The organism is Pseudomonas sp. LBUM1660, assembly GCF_059695935.1.
On record NZ_CP166795.1, the window covers coordinates 3,475,138 to 3,495,441 of the forward strand.

Annotated in this window: 13 protein-coding genes and 4 pseudogenes; 10 read left to right on the top strand and 7 right to left on the bottom strand. The window is 59.9% G+C overall.

Features of this window, described 5'->3' with window-relative positions; all coding sequences use genetic code 11:
* The first annotated feature begins 261 nt into the window (after positions 1–261).
* From ACA068_RS16265 to ACA068_RS16275, 3 genes are all read left to right on the top strand, one after another.
* Positions 262–1,635, top strand: coding sequence for a J domain-containing protein (locus tag ACA068_RS16265; protein ID WP_497303165.1), 1,374 nt, complete (start codon positions 262–264; stop codon positions 1,633–1,635).
* Positions 1,632–2,627: a DUF3829 domain-containing protein gene (locus ACA068_RS16270; RefSeq protein WP_497303167.1), complete on the top strand. Its 996-nt coding sequence runs from the start codon at positions 1,632–1,634 to the stop codon at positions 2,625–2,627. The genes ACA068_RS16265 and ACA068_RS16270 overlap by 4 nt, the downstream gene beginning before the upstream one ends.
* Before the next feature lie 317 nt (positions 2,628–2,944).
* Positions 2,945–5,299, top strand: coding sequence for a tetratricopeptide repeat protein (locus ACA068_RS16275; protein ID WP_497303169.1), 2,355 nt, complete (start codon positions 2,945–2,947; stop codon positions 5,297–5,299).
* Between the two features lie 76 nt (positions 5,300–5,375).
* Here ACA068_RS16275 and ACA068_RS16280 read toward each other — a convergent pair whose 3' ends face one another.
* Positions 5,376–6,344 carry a hypothetical protein gene (locus tag ACA068_RS16280; protein WP_497303170.1) on the bottom strand — a complete coding sequence of 323 codons (969 nt, stop codon included), beginning with the start codon at positions 6,342–6,344 and terminating at the stop codon, positions 5,376–5,378.
* 476 nt (positions 6,345–6,820) lie between these two features.
* On the opposite strand from ACA068_RS16280, the gene ccoN reads away from it, so the two are divergent.
* The gene (gene ccoN / locus ACA068_RS16285) at positions 6,821–8,248 is read left to right on the top strand and encodes a cytochrome-c oxidase, cbb3-type subunit I (RefSeq protein ID WP_497303172.1); all 1,428 of its coding nucleotides are present in this window, start codon (positions 6,821–6,823) and stop codon (positions 8,246–8,248) included.
* Between the two features lie 8 nt (positions 8,249–8,256).
* Complete coding sequence (locus ACA068_RS16290) at positions 8,257–8,478, top strand: cbb3-type cytochrome c oxidase subunit 3 (protein WP_461959084.1); 222 nt, start codon at positions 8,257–8,259, stop codon at positions 8,476–8,478.
* Positions 8,479–8,649: 171 nt separating this feature from the next.
* Here the strand turns inward: ACA068_RS16290 and ACA068_RS16295 are convergent, their stop codons facing one another.
* Both ACA068_RS16295 and ACA068_RS16300 read right to left on the bottom strand, forming a co-directional pair.
* Positions 8,650–9,144, bottom strand: coding sequence for a hypothetical protein (locus tag ACA068_RS16295; RefSeq protein ID WP_497303174.1), 495 nt, complete (start codon positions 9,142–9,144; stop codon positions 8,650–8,652).
* Between the two features lie 70 nt (positions 9,145–9,214).
* Positions 9,215–9,991 carry a helix-turn-helix domain-containing protein gene (locus tag ACA068_RS16300; RefSeq protein ID WP_497303176.1) on the bottom strand — a complete coding sequence of 259 codons (777 nt, stop codon included), beginning with the start codon at positions 9,989–9,991 and terminating at the stop codon, positions 9,215–9,217.
* Between the two features lie 78 nt (positions 9,992–10,069).
* On the opposite strand from ACA068_RS16300, the gene ACA068_RS16305 reads away from it, so the two are divergent.
* Positions 10,070–10,762 carry an aspartate/glutamate racemase family protein gene (locus ACA068_RS16305; RefSeq protein ID WP_497303178.1) on the top strand — a complete coding sequence of 231 codons (693 nt, stop codon included), beginning with the start codon at positions 10,070–10,072 and terminating at the stop codon, positions 10,760–10,762.
* Between the two features lies 1 nt (position 10,763).
* On the opposite strand, the gene ACA068_RS16310 is transcribed toward ACA068_RS16305, so the two are convergent.
* From ACA068_RS16310 to ACA068_RS16320, 3 genes and pseudogenes are all read right to left on the bottom strand, one after another.
* Entirely contained in the window at positions 10,764–11,285 is a 522-nt protein-coding gene (locus ACA068_RS16310; RefSeq protein ID WP_497303180.1) for a GNAT family N-acetyltransferase, read from the bottom strand.
* 172 nt (positions 11,286–11,457) lie between these two features.
* Positions 11,458–12,378, bottom strand: a complete 921-nt coding sequence (locus ACA068_RS16315; RefSeq protein WP_497303182.1) for a LysR family transcriptional regulator — start codon at positions 12,376–12,378, stop codon at positions 11,458–11,460.
* An 86-nt stretch (positions 12,379–12,464) separates the two neighbouring features.
* Positions 12,465–12,797 (bottom strand): annotated as a pseudogene (locus ACA068_RS16320) (carboxymuconolactone decarboxylase family protein); the annotation flags it as partial.
* Between ACA068_RS16320 and ACA068_RS16325 the strand changes: the two are divergent.
* The 4 genes and pseudogenes from ACA068_RS16325 to ACA068_RS16340 all read left to right on the top strand — a co-directional run.
* A pseudogene (locus tag ACA068_RS16325) lies at positions 12,794–13,858 on the top strand (aminotransferase-like domain-containing protein); the annotation flags it as partial. The pseudogenes ACA068_RS16320 and ACA068_RS16325 overlap by 4 nt on opposite strands.
* A 123-nt stretch (positions 13,859–13,981) precedes the next feature.
* On the top strand, positions 13,982–14,275 hold the full coding sequence (locus ACA068_RS16330; protein ID WP_497303184.1) for a putative quinol monooxygenase: 294 nt from the start codon (positions 13,982–13,984) through the stop codon (positions 14,273–14,275).
* A 203-nt stretch (positions 14,276–14,478) separates the two neighbouring features.
* Positions 14,479–14,601, top strand: a pseudogene (locus ACA068_RS16335) (cupin domain-containing protein); the annotation flags it as partial.
* A 55-nt stretch (positions 14,602–14,656) separates the two neighbouring features.
* A pseudogene (locus tag ACA068_RS16340) lies at positions 14,657–15,019 on the top strand (ATPase); the annotation flags it as partial.
* Positions 15,020–15,213: 194 nt separating this feature from the next.
* Here ACA068_RS16340 and ACA068_RS16345 read toward each other — a convergent pair.
* Positions 15,214–20,115: an NAD-glutamate dehydrogenase gene (locus tag ACA068_RS16345; RefSeq protein WP_497303186.1), complete on the bottom strand. Its 4,902-nt coding sequence runs from the start codon at positions 20,113–20,115 to the stop codon at positions 15,214–15,216.
* Positions 20,116–20,304: the final 189 nt, after the last annotated feature.

Here is a 20,304-nt window from a genome sequence, read left to right on the forward strand (position 1 = left end):
GGACTGCAATAAACGTTTGTCGCGCTTGAGCGGTGCTAGTGAGCAAAAGGAGCCAGTCAGATGACTCGCATACGCAAGTGGCTACCGAAACTCACCCTGGAGGCAGCCTCGGCCATGCGATTTCGGCGACTGGCATTACCGCTGGTTCGTCGGCGACTGATGTAAGACCCGAGGACTTTTTGACGCGAAACAGGTAGGGTGCGCAAGATCAAAATGCCACTACTGGATCGCGTCGCGGGTTTTCATGGAGTTGCACACGCAATGAATTGCTGGACCATCCTTGGCCTCCCGGCCGATGCCGATACACGCAGTATCAAACGCCAATACGCAATCCTGCTCAAACAGACGCGCCCGGATGAAGACCCCGAGGGCTTTCAGCGTCTGCGTGAGGCGTATGAACACGCGCTGAGCATCAAGGAATGGGAGCAATTGCGCGCGGATGACTCGGGCGACGATGCCCCGTGGGACCTGACTGGGCTGACGGTGGTTGAAGTCGACACGTTGCAACGGGTCACCCGTTCGCTGGACGGTGTCAGCCGTGTCGAGCTCGAACAACGTTATGCCGCCGCCCTTGAGCATGGCGCGGTCGATGTCATGGAAGATGCGGTGCTGAGGCATTGCGTCGAACACTTCGAGACGTCCGAAGCACTGCTCGAATGGGCGATGCAAACCTTTCACTGGTTCAGTCTCTGGCAGCGCCTGGAACTGGACGAAGACCTGATCGAACAGTTGTCGCAGCAGCGCAAGCGCTTGGCGGAGCGACTTGAAGCGCCGATATTTCTGGCCCGGCAACAGCGCCTCGCCGCCGAACCCGCCGCCACGCCGAAACATCGCGCCGCCCACTTGCTGTTGGCGCCTGGCACGTTCAGTCACCGCCGCGCCCTGGCCCGACGCTTGCGCGAAGACGATTGGGTGCAATGCCGCAAGCTCAGCTCTGCGTTGTACGCCAACCACCCGGACATCTGCGCAGACCTGCCCGGCGGTACACCGTTCTTCTGGCGTGACTGGGAACATACCCATGACAGCTGGCCGATGTACCTGGGTATTGTCCTGGCCTGCCTGGTCGGCTCTTTTATTCAGTTCGCGCCGTTGGGCACGCGTCTGGGCGGATTGATCGGCGTCGCGGTGTTCTGGTCGGTGATATTCGCGGTCGCCGGTTGGGTACTCAACTGGCTGACGGCGCACGTTGCCCATCGATTTTGGTTGCTGGACGATCGATTGAGTGTGCGCCTTTCGCCCTCGCTCATGCCCCTGCCGTTTGGCGTGCTGCGCGACTTGATTCCCTGCATGGCGATGGCGGCGGGCATTGGCAACGTGTATGGCGTGGTCGGCAGCATCGTTTACGTCATCACACTAACGGGTGTCGGACTTATCCGCCGACGGGAGGTCAAACCGCACGTTTCCTGGCAACACGCCAGCCCCTTGCTCAAACGCATCCTGATAGGCGCGGGTATTTTGGTGCTGGTTTTAGTACTCGGCGTGTTCAAAGTGATCTCAAGCCAAAGTACGGTCAACCGCAACCAAGGCCTGCAACAGTGGACCGAACGCTTGTGCAGCCGGATGCCGGTCACCGCCAGTGAATGCAACGCACCGGCCACTGTTGAGCAGTGGTACGGCCAGGAGAAACAGCCATGAACCCGAAATGGCTGTTCCCGGTGGCGACCATTGTGATGCTGATCCTGATGGGGCTGGCCGGCTCTTCGAAATTCGTTGCCCGCATCGATTTGTGGCTGGATCAACACGACGCTCCGCTCACCGCGCAGGCCAATGCCCTGAGCACGGTGATCGATTGCATCAACCGGGTCGACGTGCATTGGCGGGTGGCCTACGAACTGTACAAATCGCCGAAGCAACCTGCGGAACCGGTGCGAGACTGGATCGCCAACCAGCAGGATTTCGACGACAACGGTGCCAGTGATGCGCCCGCCATTCAAAGGGATATCTGTTCGCCGAAAATCAGCGAAAAGCTCAAGCTGCTGAAATACAACCCACCGCTGGCGTTGAAAGCCGATGCCTACGCGCAGGCATTACAGCAAGTAATGCCGCTTACGCAGCAAATCACCTTTTACCGACAGGCGCGTTTTTCGACCGCCATCAGTGAGGTGCAGCCCGCTTTTGCCGATCAATTCAGGCCCAGGGCCGAGGGCTACCTCACGGCGTCAACGGTACTGAGGCAGCAGGTTGAAGGGCTGGACCTTGAACAACGGCGCGAGCAACTCAACCTGATCGAAGCGCGTCTGGGCAAGGACATTCACTGGTATTTGCTGGCCTACATGATCCAGGCCAGGGACACGCTGAACCTTGTAACCGAGGGCGTGAACAATCGAACCCTGACGCCGCAGGCACTGGCTAAAACCATCGCTGAACTGCAATTGGCCTTGGATTACCTGCAGCAGTTCGGCCAACGCCATATGCCGGAAACGCAAAAACGTAACGAAGTACCCAGTTATCTCTGGTCGCACATCGCCAGGCCGACACAGAAGTATCTGGATGCCTTGAATGCTCTGCACAAGGACTGGAAGAACAAGGCTGAACCACAGCGATTGAGTGATGATTTTTATGCGGTGACGCGTGGATATGATTCGCTGATCAGCCATTACAACCGGTTGGCGCGAGCTGAGTATTGAGTGATGTGTTGTTCTTGAGGCCGCCATCGCGGGCAAGCCACGCTCCCTCAGGGGGATGCGTAAACTTGTGGGCGCCTGGCTTGCCCCGGGCGGCGTTCCGACGCAGAGGCCATCAATGAATACCGCTTCGGTGGCCGGCACCGTCTCCTGGTCAGGAGTACCGCTGGCCTTGTTGACCGTCGCGTCCACCCGTGCAATAGGGATCACTTCATAGGGTTAACCTCCACACCATTTGACAGACGCAGAGCATCCGGCAAAGCTGCACCGAGCTTGAATGCGCGCCTGACGGCAAACGCAACTGGACTACGGAAGTCGCCATGCCGAACCCTAAAAATAAAGCAGCACAGGCAAACCCTGATTCGCCACCGACCCTGATTAACCGCTACCTGTTTCCCGTGACCATCGGCGTATTGCTGGTGGCCATGGCGGCGATCGGCTGGTTTCTGCTGAGCAGCACGCCAGCGCCGATCAAAACCGTGCCCGTCAGTACGCCGGCCGTTCAGCCGGCCAAACCACAACCCGTCGTCGTGACACCGGCGAAGATGGTCGATGAGCAACAGTGTCAGGGCTGCCACAGCGAACAGATGAAGGATTGGCAGGGCTCCCATCACCAATTGGCGATGCAGGAAGCCAATGCCGAGACGATGCTGGGCGACTTCAATAACGTCACGTTCAAGGCGCAAAACGAAACCACCCGTTTCTCGCGCAAGGATGACGGGTTCTGGGTCAACACGCCCGGCATTGATGGAAAGAATGCCGACTTCAAAGTGGCCTACACCTTCGGCATCGCGCCGTTGCAGCAATACCTGATCGAGGTGGGTGAAGGTCGCTTGCAAGCGCTTGGCGTGGCCTGGGATACCGAGAAAAACCGCTGGTTCCACCTCTATCCGGGCCAGGGCGTGAATTTCAAGAACCCGCTGCACTGGAGCAAGCCGAGCCAGAACGCCAACTTCATGTGCGTCGAGTGTCACACCACCGGCTACAAGCGCAATTTCGACGCGGCCAAAAACACCTTCGACAGTCAGTGGAACAGCCTCGGTGTCGGTTGCCAGGCGTGCCACGGGCCCGCGTCCAACCACCTGGAATGGACGGCGAAGAAAGGTGATCTGATCCATGCCGGCTTTGCGGTCGACCTCAAGGACAAGGACGCCACGGTCGAAATCGAAACCTGTGCCCGCTGCCATTCGCGCCGCGCACCGCTGGATGACGGCTACACCGTTGGCAAGCGCTTGATGGACGACTACCTGCCGAGCACCCTGACCCGCGAGTTGTACGCGCTGGACGGCAAGATCAAGGATGAAGTGTTCGAACACGGCTCCTTCGCCCAAAGCAAAATGTTCGACAAGGGCGTGCGTTGCAGCAACTGCCACAACCCCCACAGCACCGAACTCAAGGCGCCGGGCAACGGTGTTTGCCTGCAATGCCACAACACCGCCGGCAAGACTTCGGTGGCAGGCGTCGACGGCAAGGGTTTGCAAGCGAAGAACTACGATTCCATCGAACACACTCGCCACACTCAAGGTCAGCCCGGCTCCCAATGCGTGGATTGCCACATGCCGGGCAAGTTCTACATGGGCAACGACTTCCGGCACGACCACAGCTTCAGCATTCCCAATCCGGAGCGGGCGAAAAAACTCGGCACGCCGGACGCCTGCCTGACCTGTCACCAAGGCAAGGCCAGCGACAAGGTCACCGAACAATTCAAGCTCTGGAACACCGCAACTACCGCGCAGGCGCCACGCTATGACGAAAGCCTGTGGCTGATTCGCAACGGTCAGCCCGGTGCCGCGCAAGCCTTGTACGAGCAGCTTCAGCGCAGCAATCTTCCGGCGATTCAGCGTGCGACATTGCTCGCAGAACTGCCGCTGTACCCGAGCGAACAGGCCTTGAAACTCGCGACCAAGGACTTGAGCCACCCCGCACCGCAAGTGCGTGAAAGCGCAGTGCGGGCGATCAGCGCGTTCCTGCCGCCACCGGAGCGTGCGCCGCTGCTGACGCCATTGCTGGGCGATCCGGTGAAGGCGGTGCGGATCGTCGCGGCCCGGGACCTGCTGAGCGTCGCGCGCAACGGATTGGGTAGCGCCCAGGCCAACTGGAACGCGGCCATTGCCGAATACGAAGCGGTGCAAAAAAGCCTGGCCGAGCGCGCCGAGGCCAACCTCAACCTGGCGATGCTCTACCAGGCCAGCGGGCGCAACGGCGAAGTCGAATCGCTGCTGCGCACCGCCCTCAAGCGTGATCCGGATTTCTACCCGGCGCTGGTCACGCTGGTGCAATGGCTGGAAGCCGATGGACGCGGCCAGGACGCGCAGACGCTGTTGGCGCAGAGCCTGAAAGAACACCCGGACGCCGCCCTCCTGCAACACACCCTGGGCTTGTCGCTGGTGCGCGCAGGTCAGTCAGCCCAAGCCATGCCGGCCTTGCGCAAAGCCGCGCAATTGGAACCACAAAACGTCCAATACGGCTACGTGCTGGCCGTGGCGTTGCACGACAGCGGCAAGGTCGATGAGGCCTGTGCAGAGCTGGAGCGGTTGTTGAAAGTGCAGCCGGCCAACCGCAATGCGCGGTTGTCGCTGATCCAGTACTACCTGGATAACGGGCAGGAACCGAAGGCGCAGGTGCTGTTGCAAGGCTGGAAGAAAATGAACATGGGGGATCCGGCGTTGAAGTGACGCTTTCGTAGCAGCTGCCTTGTGGCGAGAGGATTTATCCCCTCGCCACAAGGCAGCTGCTACATGGACCGTGGAATTACCAGGACGACCCACTCTTCAACGCCAACTCCCGCCGGCTGTTCGCCCGCATCGCCTTGATCAGCGACACCGTGCCCACCAAGATAATCACGCCGGCGAACAGAAAGTCGATGGTATACAGTTGGAAATCTTGCATCGGCCCCACCAGCAACACCCGAATCGCGCCGATACTCACCAGCGTGGCGAGAAAATCGATCCCCGGTTCATCGCGATAGAACACGTGCAGCAGCGGCAGGCACATCACCAGCAACAAGAGCAGCACGATCACCTTAAACGAGCCTTTGCGCTCGACGCTGAACGCGCACTCGTGGGCGCTGTAGGCCTTGTAGTCCTCATCGCGGATCATCGAGTTGCGTTCGTTGATGTAGTCGACGCGGTTGTACTTCTGGACCGGCGTGAAGGTGTTCGACATCTCCATCAGTGTGGTGATGTTTTTGAACCTCAGGTCGATGCGCTCGTTGCCCTTGAGGTAATACAGCACCGGTTTGTAGCCATAACGGTAGGTATCGAAGGGAAAATCCGTGGCCCGGCCCTGCACCCCGATGGGCCTTGGCTCGAGTTCGGCGTAGGCGCTTTTGTTGGCCGACGCGAGGTTGCGGCTCAGCGGCTGGACCTTGACCTGCTCAAGGAAAATCCGCGTGACACCGAACGACCACTGCAAGGGTTCCAGACGCAGGCGCAGTTCGTTGCGGCCCAGATCGTAGCGGTTGAAGGTGCGCTCGGACACCACCACGGCACCACTGAGCATGAACTCGCCGCGCACCGTGTTGGTGATGCGCAGCGTCAGTTGATCCTTGCCAAGCGCCGCAGCATCGCTGGCCGGAGGCGTGCCGCACCAGGCCGTACTGTCGAAAGCTGCGCCCAACTGGCCTTCACGGTTTTCCTTGAACACATAAAAATAACTGGCCCACAGCGCCAACATCAGCAACAGCGCAATCAGCCCCAAAATCTTTTTGCCCACACTCAAACCAGACTCCTTTCTTTGCCAACTCCCTGATAAGGCGCGGACTCTACCAAAATGCCATCAGCGGCCCAAGCAAAAACACCACAGCCATGATTTGTAGCAGCTGTCGAGCACCGCGAGGCAGCGTTCGGCTGCGCAGCAGTCGTAAATCCTGTGCCCACGGTTTACCTGACAGACCGAGTCGCCTGGTTTGACGACTGCTTCGCAGCCGAACGCTGCCTCGCGGTGCTCGACAGCTGCTACAGGGGTGGCGGTGCTTGTGGCAGTGACTATGAACCTGCGGCGCAGCACGTTACAGATTCACCTGAATACTAAAAAACCGTATCAGAGTGCGTCAGATCACCGCAGGCAGGGCTCGTATCTGATCCGCATAAACTCGGTTTTTCTGAGCCTGTTTTGTTTTCGGCAGGGTTTCTACAGTGGACGACATGCCAGTCCGGGTGGCCTGGCAAGACTTTGCAACCGTGGAAGCATTGACCATGAGCACAGCAACAATCGGACAGGCCTATAACTACAAGGTCGTCCGCCAATTCGTCGTGGCAACCATCGTCTGGGGCGTCGTCGGGATGGCGATGGGGGTGTGGATCGCCTCGCAACTGGTGTGGCCCGAGATGAACCTCGACCTGCCGTGGACCACCTTCGGCCGCTTGCGCCCGCTGCACACCAGCCTGGTGATTTTCGGCTTTGCCGGCAGCGCGCAATTCGCCGCCAGTTACTACGCGGTACAGCGCACGTGTCAGGTGCGGCTGTACTCCGACAAACTGGCGGCGTTCACCTTCTGGGGCTGGCAATCGGTGATTGTGGTGATGCTGATCACCTTGCCGCTGGGCTACACCACCACCAAGGAATACGCCGAGATCGAGTTCTCCGGCGCGGTGTGGATGACCGTGGTCTGGGTGGCTTACGCCATTGTCTTCTTCACCACCGTGGTGCAGCGCAATACCAGACACATCTACGTCGGCAACTGGTTCTTTGGCGCGTTCATCGTGGTGATCGCGATGCTGCACGTGGTCAATCACCTGTCGATTCCGGTGGATTGGTTCAAGTCTTATCCGGTGTATTCCGGGGCCACCGACGCCATGGTGCAGTGGTGGTACGGGCACAACGCGGTGGGCTTTTTCCTGACCACCGGGTTCCTCGGGATGATGTATTACTTCGTGCCGAAACAGGTGGGGCGGCCGGTGTATTCCTATCGGTTGTCGATCGTGCATTTCTGGGCGCTGATCACCCTGTACATCTGGGCCGGCCCGCACCACTTGCACTACACCGCGTTGCCGGACTGGGCGCAGTCACTGGGCATGGCAATGTCGCTGATCCTGCTGGCACCGAGTTGGGGCGGGATGATCATCGGCATGATGACGCTCTCGGGCGCCTGGCATAAATTGCGCACCGACCCGATCCTGCGCTTTTTGGTGCTGTCGCTGGCGTTCTACGGGATGTCGACGTTCGAAGGGCCGATGATGGCCATCAAAACGGTCAACGCCCTCTCCCACTACACCGACTGGACCATCGGCCACGTCCACGCCGGTGCTCTCGGTTGGGTGGCGATGATCACGTTTGGCGCCATCTACCACATGGTCCCGAAAGTCTTCGGTCGCGAGCAAATGTTCAGCACGCCGCTGATCAACCTGCACTTCTGGCTGGCGACCATCGGCACGGTGTTGTACATCGCCTCGATGTGGGTCAACGGCATCACCCAAGGGTTGATGTGGCGTGCGATCAACGACGACGGCACCCTGACCTACTCGTTCGTCGAGGCCTTGCAGGCCAGCCATCCGGGGTTCGTGGTGCGCTTTGCCGGCGGGGTTTTCTTCCTCAGCGGCATGTTGCTGATGGCCTACAACACGTGGCGCACGGTACGGGTTTCAGACGTGGCGATGGCTGAACGCGAAGCGCAGATTGCGTGAGGTTTGAGATGACCGAGATAGTGCTGAATCTGTTTGGGGTCGTGGGGTTTTGGCTGGCAATCGAGTATTGCCTGAAACACCAGACGGCCGAGAGCCTGGAGGATGCCAGCCTGATTCCGTTTGCCGATGACCCTGAGGTGGCGCGGCGGGTGGAGTTGGCGACGGGGAAGACTGTGAAGGCAGTGGCCCCGGAAGAAGCTAAACCCGGCTGGGGCAACCTCGAAATCTGACCCACCTGGCACATTACCCGTGGGAGCGAGCCTTTGTGGTGAGGGGATTTAACGAAACGTCGCACCGCCCCGTTGGGTCGCGAAGCGGCCCCAAAAATGGGACTGCTGCGCAGTCCAACGGGGATAAATCCCCTCGCCACAAAAGCTCGGCCCCACAATGGATTGGTGGATTCAGCCGCGTTCGCGGGGAATAAGGCTCTGCAACTGCTGCGCCAGGAAGTTCGCATCGAAGGCAAACGTATCCGGGTCTTTCAAGCCATTGGTCTTGCGCCATTGCCAGCTGATCGACGGCGGCAGGCACACCAACGAAATGCTGCCATACCGCGCGGCCGTCAACCCCATCACCGCCAACGAAATCTGACCGCCGGCGCCCATCACATCCGGCACGAACTCCACCGGTTTACCGGCAATGACAATGCCCAGTTTCTCGGTCTTGAACGTCGACGTCTCAGCCGGAACGCTTGGCCCTGAAGCGACATACACCTCGCGACTCACCTCCAGCAGATTCGGCACCTGGACCGGCTCCAGCCATTGCTGGATCTGGTCGAACAATTCACCGATACGCGTCGCCCACACGGCCGATTGCGACTCAAACACTTGCTTCTTGTGCGCTTCGCTTTCTGCGTAGTGGCGAAGCATCTCGCCCAGTTGCTGTACGTCGTCCATTGCAGTGTTCCTTTGGTTGAAGCGGTGCTGCGGACGTTGAGCATGGCAGATGCGCGCTGCCGGCGTACGACTAAAAGCGTGAACGGTATTGGCTAGGGGTCATGGCCAGGTATTTGCGAAACGCGCTGCCCATGTGCGACTGATGAGCGAACCCCGAATCCAGGGCGATACTCGCCAGGCTCAGGTCAGTGTGTTCGATCATGCGGCGTGCCGCTTGAAGTCGAATTTCCACCAGATAAGCGTGGGGCGTCAGGCCCGTCGCCTGGGTGAAATCGCGCAGAAACCGCAGCGGGTTCTGCCCGTATGTTTCGGCCAATTGCGCAAGCGCCAGGGGCTGGTGGAACTGCTCGGCGATCTGTTCCAGCACCCGGGCGAAGGACCTGGGATTGACCTGGCGCGTGGTGTCGACTTTCTGGTGGGTCAACTCAATGAGACCCAGCGTACATTGCTCAACCGCCAGCAGATCGGGCTGTGGGGCGAGCAACAGGCACCGCAACTCTCTCGCCAGGGTCAGCGCGGGTCGATTGCCTGAAGACTGCACACGGTGCGCGACGCTGGGTAACGGTTCACAGGCAAACGGTTCGTACAGACGCATCAACAGGTATTCACCACCGGTGGCGGACTCGGAGAACACCTCGACGCCGATCGGCGTATAAGCCAAAACACCCGGCAAGGTATCGAAATCCACCCGATGGTCGGAATTGATCGCGTGCACGCCCTGCTGACGCTCCAGCGTCACCCCGAGGGTTTGCGACTGCGCCGCGTCACGCGCGCTGTACGCCGCACGGGGCAAGAGTTGCAGGCAGACGTTGCCGTCGAACAAACGCTGGCTCATGACGTCAGGCATGTGAAATTTCCTGATAGATCGAAACCGGAATCCACTGGACACTCTCTCGCAAAGGGTTGCCAACCACAGGAGCACATCATGCGCACCATCGGCCTTATCGGCGGCATGAGCTGGGAGTCCAGCGCCGAGTATTACCGCCTCATCAACCAACAGGTTCGCGACCGGCTCGGGCCGTTGCGGTCGGCGAAATTGCTAATGTACAGCGTCGACTTCGGCCCTGTCGAACAGGCCCAACACGCCGGACGCTGGGACGATGCGGCGGCGATTCTGGTGGATGCGGCGCAGCGCCTGGAGGCCGGCGGCGCTGAATGCGTGGTGCTGTGTACCAACACCATGCACAAGGTGGCCGGGCAGATTCAGGCAGCGATCAGTATTCCGTTTTTGCACATCGCCGACCCGACCGGTCAAGCCGCCGTCGATAGCGGTGCGCTGAAAGTCGGTTTGCTCGGGACTGCGTTCACCATGGAACAAGACTTTCTCAAGGATCGCCTGAGCGCGAGGGGGTTGACGGTGCTGGTGCCGGACACCGAGGAGCGCAACGCCGTGCACCGGATCATCTATGAGGAGTTGTGCATCGGGGTGATCAGCGAGGCGTCGCGCAAGGTGTATCAGCAGGTCATCGAGTCGCTGACCCGGCGAGGCGCCCAGGCGATCATTCTCGGCTGCACGGAAATCGGCCTGTTGATCAAACCCGAGCACAGCGCCCTGCCCTTGCTCGACTCCACCGAACTGCATGCGCAGGCGGCGGTGGCGTTCGCGTTGGGTGACTGAGTCAGTCGGACCTGGGCGAGCGACGCAGACGCGCCATGCTCAACGTGTCGACCAGCCTGCCGTCACGCACGGCGTAGTCGCGGAACAGGCCTTCGGTTTCGAAACCGAACTTGCGGTAGAGGCCGATGGCCGCTTCGTTGTCGGCGTACACCGAAAGTTCGACCCGTTGCAGGTTCATCCAGTTGTCAGCGACGTCCAGCGCCGCCGCCAGCAGTTTTGAGCCCACGCCTTTGCCCTGCCAATCCACCGCGACCGCCATGCCGAGATTGCCGGCATGGCTGCGGCGGATCCGCGAAAACTGCTCCAGGCCAATGTTGCCGATGACCGAGCCCTGATGCAGCGCCACCAGTTTCACCAGCCGCTCGTTATCCGACGCCAGGCGTTGGCGCCAGATCTCGGCGGATTGAAACGGCATTTGCAGGACCTGACGGGTAATGGCCGGGTCGTTGTAGAGCGCGGTGACGCCGTCGATGTGGGATTCGCTGAAGCGTTCGAGGGTGATGACAGAATCGGTGGCGGGCATGGGTGACTCATCCTTGATGCAGACATGGCCGCCCACTCTACAATGCCTTCTTGCGGCATGGCGAGATCCAATGTGGGAGCGGGCTTGCTCGCGAATGCAGTGGGTCTGTCAGCATTGATTTGACTGACCCACCGCTTTCGCGAGCAAGCCCGCTCCCACAGGTGGATCGGCGTCAGGCTTCGAACCACTCGCGCCGCTCGTTGAAGGTGTTTTGGATCAGTTCGACGATCATGTGCACTTCTGCCCGCCCCGTGGACTCGGCGTTGACGGCCATCCACACCTGCCTCTGCATCGACTGGTCGAACACCCCCGATAACCCGATCAGGCCGCGGTCAAACCGGCTCATGTAATTGGGCAGCAAACCAATGCAGGCGCTGCAACGAATCATCTCCAGCATCAGCTCATAAGAATGCAACTGCACCACGCCGGCCAGGCGCTGGTCGACCACGCCGTTCCATGGTCGAAAACTCTCGACCTGACGATCCGGCTGCCATTGCACCAACATGAAGTCGGCCAGGTCATCGAGGCTGGCGGGGCGGGCCGCCACCCGCGAATACCGTTTGGCGATGTGCGGCAGATAGTTCAGTCGCGCCAGACGCTGAGGCTCGCTGACCGGGAAACTCGGGCCTGGCAGCGGTGAGTCAGTACCGGCCAGCCACAGCACCACATCGGCACTGATGGCTTGCAGCGACAGTTCGCCGTCCAGCGTAATGATGTCGAGGCGCACGCTGGCGTTGCGTCGCAACAGCGCGACCAGATCGCGGCCCAGAATGTCGTGCAGAATCGACTCAGCCACGGCCAGCCTAATCAAGGGCTGTTCGATCACCGGCACGTCGTGCTCATGAGCCAGCGCAATCAATTGCGCCTGCAACTGCAACCCTTCATGACTCAACGCCAGGCCATTGTCCTGGTGATTGAACAGCGAACACTGCAATTGCGTTTCAAGCTGCGCCAGGTGTTTGCGCAACAGGGTTGATTTGATATTGAGGCTGCGGGCCGCCTGCATGAAACAACCGCAACGGGCACTGACCCGGAAAGACTGCGCCAGCACCGGGTCGATCCGGGCGGCGGGGGTGGATTCCATGAATGACATCAATGACTCCTGTCGATCTATCCGTGAGGACCTCATCCTGCGCAGCGTTTATGAACCTGACGTGACACCCCGAACGGAAAATCGATTCAGCTGCTGGGGCTTTGCCGAAAACTCACCGCCAGGCGATTCCAGCTGTTGATGGTGGTGACCGCGATGGTCAAGTCGACCATTTCGCTTTCATTGAACTGCTCACGCGCCACGGCGTAGACGTCGTCCGGCACATGGCTTTCAGAGAGCAATGTCACCGCTTCGGTCCAGGCCAGCGCGGCGCGTTCGCGAGGGTTGAAGAAGCCGCTGTCGCGCCACACCACAATCGAATACAAGCGCCGATCCGTCTCGCCAAGGCGCCGCGCGTCCACTGAATGCATGTCAGTGCAGAACGCGCAGCCATTGAGTTGCGAGGCGCGGATCTTGATCAAAAGGCCAGTTTCCGCAGGACGATTGGCGGCGCTGCACGTCCCACGCGTTGCGCCAGATTGCCGGTTCCAAAGGTTTCTACAGCCTGCCCGAAGGCCTGCCGGCACTGCGCAACGCGATCGCCCGGCACATCGCGTTTTCCCGCGGGGTCAATTGCCAGGACGAAGACGTGGTGGTGTGCAACGGCGCGCAGCAGGCGCTGGACCTGATCTCCCGGGTGCTGACCCGTCCAGGCAGCATTGTCGCCATGGAAGAACCCGGCTATCCGCCGGCTCTGCTGCTGTTTGGCACCCACGGGGCCACGGTGATCGGGGTGATCGGGGTGCCGGTGGATGCCGAGGGTATTGAGGTGGACAAGATTCCCCTTGGTACCCGGCTGATTTACGTCACACCGTCACACCAGTTCCGGCTGGGCATGCCGATGAGTCAGGCGCGCCGGGCTGCACTGCTGGAGCGAGCTCACGAGTTGGGCGCGATCATCATCGAGGACGATTACGACAGCGAGTTTCGCTATGAAGGCCGCCCGACCGATTCACTGCAAAGCATGGATGAACGCGGCATCGTCGCCTGCGTCGGGACCTTTTCGAAAACCATGCTGCCGGAGTTGCGCCTCGGTTATGCGGTGTTGCCGCCGGCGATTCTTGAAGCCGTCATCCGCGCCAAGCAACTGACCGACCTGCACACCTCGACCCTGCCCCAATGGGCGCTGGCCAAGTTCATCGCCGAAGGTTGCCTGCTCAAGCACATCCGGCGCTGCCATACGATCTATGCCGGGCGTCGCGAGCGGATCCTGTCGCGCATGGCGGGCGACCTTTCACCCTGGCTTGAACCTGTGCCTACCACGGCCGGGTTCCACATGGTGGTGATGTGCAAAGTGCCTATCGATCTTCCATTGGTGATCGACTTGGCGAAAAAGGTCGAAGTCGGGCTCTACGCCATCGACAGCTTTTTCTACCAGCAAGTACCACGGGCCGGGCTTTTCCTGGGTTTTGGAGCCATAGAAACCCTGGACATCGACGTCGCCCTGGACCGTTTGCGCGACATCTTGCAGCAGGTGGCCTGATCGATTGGTCTGCGGCTTTTTCCGGCGATTGGCTATTGGCTGTCCACAGGTGCAGGCCTATCCTGCATAAGCGTTATCCCTCAATGAGCAGGATTCGCCCGGCCTGATTCAGGAGTGTGAGCAATGTCCAACAAAGTGATCAATACCGTACAGGTGCAGGCCGCCGCCGGCCGCTCGGAAGAGCTGGGTAAGCAACTGCAAAAGATTGTCGATACCCTGCGTCAGCAACCGGGCTGTGATTCCTATATGGTCGACCGCTGCCCAGAGGACAGCAACCGCTGGACCGTCAGCGCCCGCTGGCAATCGGAAGCGGCCATGCAATCGCATTTCAACTGCCCTGAAGTACAAGGATTTATTGGCCTGATCGATGAAAACCTGGCCAGAACCGTGGACTTCAACAGCTTCCCGATTCGCTAACGCCAAACCCTGTGTAGCAGCTGCCGAGCAGCGCGAGGCTGCGTTCGGCTGCGAAGCAGTCGTAAAATCAGACCCCGCGGTGTTTCAGGTGGACCGTGCGGGTCGGGTTTACGACTGCTTCGCAGCCGAACGCAGCCTCGCGCTGCTCGGCAGCTGCTACATCAATCATGCGGAGGATTGGTCCCCTCACCTTCGCGAACATGTACGAACCGGCCGGCTCGGAACATTTGGTCTCAAAAAATGCAAGTACAACCAAGCCCGCCAAACTGTTGGTATTCATGGTGTTGTCCCCCGACGAGAAAGTGTTGATCCCACTGGAAAACTGATCGCTGACGGGACAGCCATAAATATAAAGGCCCGAATTAACGTTTCGTCAAGTGATCCCTGCAGCGTCAGTTCGGCTCGGTGACGGTGTACCCGGACATGCAAAGCCTCAGGGCGGCGAAGCCCGATGTGGTCGCTATTGTCGACACCCGTCGCCAATTGATCACATCGCGCAGTTCGGATATCGAAGCGAATGTGAGTGCGGACTTCTATGACTCAAACTTCAACTACATCGGCACTGCGCAGGGGCATGACGCCAAAGCGCTAAGTCCATTATGGGCAGACTACAAACGCAGTGAAGAGATCGTGGCGGATATTAACGAACAACAGAATGTGCAAGTGCGGGCACTGCAAAAGTTTGACCAGTCGCTCAGTAATTTATTGACCAGGCCGACTGATAAAGTTTCGATGATTGATAACGCAACAGCGTCAGAAGTTGTATTAAGGCTAATGACCCCATCGCGAGCAGGCTCGCTCCCACATTGGAATGTATTTCAAATGTGGGAGCGACGATTCGACTTGCCCGCGAAGGGGCCAAATCAGCCAACACAAAACTTGCAGGCAAAAAAAAGCCCCGCATCTCTCAATGCGGGGCTTGTTCATTCAACGCCTGATCAGGCCGCCGGTTCCAGCTCGGCAGCTGTTGTAACAGGCGCAGACACTACCGCTTGCCCGCTCAACGCCAGGTCCAGCAGTTCACGGTTGGCCACCGCGTACATAGCGTAGTCAGTGCCGCTGGCGGCACGGATTTCTACCAGCATGGCGCGCCAGCGTTCGATCATGCCTTCGTGCTGTTCCATCCACAGCTCCAGACGGGTTTCCACGTCCTGAGTGCCGTCGCCCTGTTGCAGGACGGAGATGGTGATCGCACGTTGCTGCCAGTCGACGTCATCGCGGAACGCTTCACGGGCCAGGGCTTGCCAGTTGTTTTCAACCGGCAGAGCGCTGATCTGTTGCAGGTACCAAGTGATGTCCAGGGCGCTGCCCACGGCGAAGTAAGCCTTGGCCACATCCGCAGGGTTCTGGCCAGTCACGTCGGAGGCCTCGATGATCGGCAGCAGGGTGTACAGGTGCGAAGTGCCAGCCACCATACGCGCGAGCAACTCCGGCACACCGGCTTCGACGTAAGCCTCATAGCGGGTCTGCCAGTTCTCGTGGATCTCGCCACTCAGCAGTTCGTCGAGCTTGAGACCCAGCTCCTTCAGATGCGGACCGAAGTGCGCGACGTCACGGGCAGCATTCTGCTCGTTGCGACGGGCACGCAGGAACCAGCGCGTAGCACGACGGCCCAGGCGCATCAGCTCGTCCATCAGCTCCAGTTGCACGTCGGCGGAGACCTGATAATCCAGGGCTTCGATCTGACGGAACCAGTGTGGGAGGTGGAAGATGTCACGCACGATCACATAAGCACCGGCCACGTTCGCCGGGCTCATGCCGGTCGACTCTTTGAGTCGCTGAACGAAGGTGATGCCCATGTGGTTGACCAGATCGTTGGCGATCTGGGTGCTGACGATTTCGCGTTTCAGACGGTGACGGCGCATGGCTTCGGAGAACTTGCTCACCAGGCTCGGCGGGAAAGCGGTTTCCATGTCGCGCGTCAGGTAGTCGTCGTCCGGCACCTGGGAATTGAGCAGCGCTTCCTTGAGGTCGATCTTGCTGTAGGAGATCAGCACCGACAGCTCGGCACGCGTCAGGCCGTGGCCTGCAGCGATGCGCTCGTTGATGGCTTCTTCGGCCGGCAGGAACTCGATGGCGCGATCCAGCTTGCCGCGACCTTCCAGATCGTTCATCAGGCGCTTGTATTCAGCGATCCGCGGCAAGGCACGACGGGCCGCCAGGGACAGGGCCTGAGTCTGCTTGTAGTTGTTGCCCAGGACCAGGTTGCCGACTTCGTCGGTCATGCTCGCGAGCAACTGGTTGCGTTGCTTGTCGGTCATGTCACCGGCCTGAACCACTTCGTTCAGCAGGATCTTGATGTTCACTTCGTGGTCGGAGCAGTCCACGCCACCGGCGTTGTCGATGAAGTCGGTGTTGGAACCGCCGCCATTGAGGCCGAATTCAACACGACCCAGTTGGGTCATACCGAGGTTACCGCCCTCGCCCACGACTTTGCAGCGCAGTTCGTTGCCGTTCACGCGCAGTGCATCGTTGGCCTTGTCGCCGACATCGGCGTGGCTTTCGGTGCTGGCTTTGACGTAGGTGCCGATACCGCCGTTCCACAACAGGTCCACTGGAGCCTTGAGCAAGGCGTTCAGCAGTTCGGTCGGGGTCAGCTTGTCCGCCTGGATGTCGAAACGCTCTTTCATCTGCGGGGAAATCGCGATGCTTTTCGCGCTACGGGAGAAGATCCCGCCGCCTTCGGACATGATGCTGGTGTCGTAATCCGACCAGGCCGAACGTGGCAGGTCGAACAGGCGCTGACGCTCGGCGAAGCTGTTGGCAGGCTCCGGGTTCGGATCGATGAAGATATGCAGGTGGTTGAAGGCTGCGACCAGTTGCAGCTTGTCGGACATCAACAAGCCGTTACCGAACACGTCACCGGCCATGTCGCCGACGCCCACCACGGTGATGCTGTCTTCCTGGACATTGATGCCGCGCTCGCGGAAGTGACGTTGAACGCCTACCCACGCGCCCTTGGCGGTGATGCCCATCTTCTTGTGGTCGTAACCGGCCGAGCCGCCGGACGCAAAGGCGTCGCCGAGCCAGAAGCCGTAGTCGATGGCGATACCGTTGGCGATGTCGGAGAAGGTTGCAGTGCCCTTGTCCGCAGCGACCACCAGGTACGGGTCATCGTCGTCATGACGCACGACGTTGGCCGGCGGAACCAGCGCGCCGTCCTTCAGGTTGTCGGTGATGTCCAACAGGCCCGAAATGAAGATGCGGTAGCAGGCGATGCCCTCGGCCGCTATCTCGTCCCGGCTGCCGCCCAGTGGCAAGCGACGCGGCAGGAAGCCGCCCTTGGCACCCACTGGCACGATGACCGAGTTCTTCACTTGCTGGGCTTTTACCAGGCCCAGGACTTCGGTACGGAAGTCTTCTTCACGGTCAGACCAGCGCAGGCCACCGCGAGCCACGTTGCCGAAGCGCAGGTGCACGCCTTCGACGCGAGGTGAGTAAACGAAGATTTCGAACTTCGGTACTGGCTTCGGCAGCTCTGGAATCTGGTGCGGGTTGAACTTGAAGCTGAAGTAGGACTTGTTCTTGCCGTTCGCATCGGTCTGGTAGAAGTTGGTCCGCAGCGTGGCCTTGATCAGGTCCAGATAGCGACGCAGGATACGGTCTTCGTTGAGCACCTGGACTTCGTCCAGCGCGGCAATGATCGCGTGTTCCAGGCGTTGCTGCTTGTCTTCCAGATCGTCGCTGGTGAGCTTGCGCGCCAGGTAGAAACGAGTCTTGAACAACCGGGTCAACTCGCGAGCGATGTCGGTGTGGTTGTTCAGGGTGCTGGCGATGTAACCCAGGTCGAAGCCCAAGCGGATCTGCTTCATGTAACGCGCGTAGGCACGCAGCAACGCCACATCGCGCCAAGGCAGGCCGGCGGTCAGCACCAGACGGTTGAACGCATCGTTCTCGGCATCGCCACGCACGATGTGGACGAAGGCGTCCTGCAAGGTGTCGTTGAGTTGCTGGATGTCGAGATCCAGGCCTTCAGCGGCGGTGAACGCGAAGTCGTGAATCCAGAACTCGCGGCCATTGTTGTGGCGCAGGCGATACGGGAATTCACCCAGTACACGCAGGCCGAGGTTTTCCAGGATAGGCAAGACGTCGGACAGTGCCAGCGGGGTATCGGCGTGATACAGCTTGCAGTGCAGTTCGCGCTGGCCGGAGACCTGACCCAGTGGCTGATAGAAGCTCATCACCAGTGGATTTTTTTCGTTCAGGCTCAGCAGGTGCTGCATGTCGACCACCGCCGAATGCGCGGCGAAGCGCTCGCGGTACCCGGCAGGGAAGCCTTTCGGGAAATCGGCCAGCACGTTGGTGCCGCTCGCTTCACCGAAGCTTTCAACCGTCAGGCTCGCGTAATCGTCCTGCCAGCTGCGGCAGGCTTGAACCACTTCTTTTTCCAGCAGAACCGGATCGATGTCGAGACGGTTCTTCGGATCGACGCGCAGAATCAGTTGCACGCGCGCCAACACGGACTCGGAGAAGAAGGTCCAGAACTCGCAGTCCGAGGCTTTCAGGCGATCCATCAGCACTTGCTGGATCTTCTGGCGCACTTCGGTGGAGTAGATGTCGCGCGGCACGTAGGCCAGGCAGTAGCAGAAACGGCCGTAGGGGTCTTTGCGCAGGAACACGCGGATCTTGTTGCGTTCCTGGATCTGCACGATCGACATCACGGTGCTGAACAGCTCGTCCACCGGGGTCTGGAACAGATCGTCGCGCGGCAGCACTTCGACCACCTGCGCCAGTTCCTTGCCCAGGTGAGCCTTGGGCTGGAAGCCGGAACGGCGTTCGATTTCTTCGACCTTGCGGCGGATGTACGGAATGACCCGCACGCTCTCGCCATACACCGAAGAGGTGTACAGGCCCATGAAACGGCATTCCTTGATGACGTTGCCGTCGGCGTCGATTTCACGGATCGACACGTAGTCCGGGTAGGCCGGACGGTGCACACGGCTTGGGTGTGCAGCCTTGGCGAACGACAACAGGGTCGGTTCGCGCAGGTAGTTCACGGCGTAGTCTTCGATGCGCAGGTCATCGTAGGTCAGGCCGGTGCGCAGCAATTTGGTCAGGCCGAGGAACGAATCCTGGTCGTAGACGATGTGGCCGCCGTCGACTTCATCGCGAACCACGAACTCTTCATAGCCCAGGAACGTGAAGTGGTTGCCCACCAGCCATTCCAGGAAGCTTTTGATTTCGGCTTTTTCTTCAGGATCGACAGCGAACTGGCTGCTGTCCAGGTGGCTCAGGATTTCCTGGACCTTGGCTTTCATCGGTTCGAAATCGGTGACCGCGACGCGGACTTCACCGAGAACCTGCTCCAGCTCTTTGGTCAGGACATTGAGCTCGGCCGCGTTGGCGCAACGGTCGATTTCCAGGTACATCAGCGATTCTTGCAGAATGCCTTCGCCCTGGGTGCCTTTCGGCAGGATTTCCAGCAGCTCGCCCTTGCTGCCGCGACGCACGCTCAGCACAGTGGTTTGCAGGGTATGAATGCTGTAGCCGCGACGGTTCAGCTCGGTACGCACCGAGTCCACCAGGAATGGCAGGTCGTGGTGCAGCACTTCGACCGCGGTGTGGGTCGACTGCCAGCCGTGGCGTTCGTAATCCGGGTTGTAGACGCGCACTTGCGGTTGCGCGTGATCGAAGCGCTCAAGCAGGCGCCACGCAGAAAGGGTGCAGCCGGCGAGGTCGGACAACCGACGCTGGGTCAGCTCGTCCAGGGAAATGATGCCGAAGAATTGTTCAGCGAACAGCGCCACTTGTGGCAGTGCCTGTTCACTGATGTGCTGGGCCAGTGCCGCTTGCAGTTGGTGCTGGAAGTCGGCTTTGCTGGCTGCGGTGAAGAACGCCATCTGTGGTACTCCGCTTGGGCTTGTTATTGATGGAAGCGTCGCGTGCAAAACCCCTTTCGGGGCGATCCGTCACCCTGTTCCTGATTCTCGGGCAGAGGAAACAGGGTGACAGGTGGGTGAAGCTGGACGAGACACTCAGGTCACATTCACCTTCCATGAGGGTTATCGGCAAAAACGCCTGTGCGATGA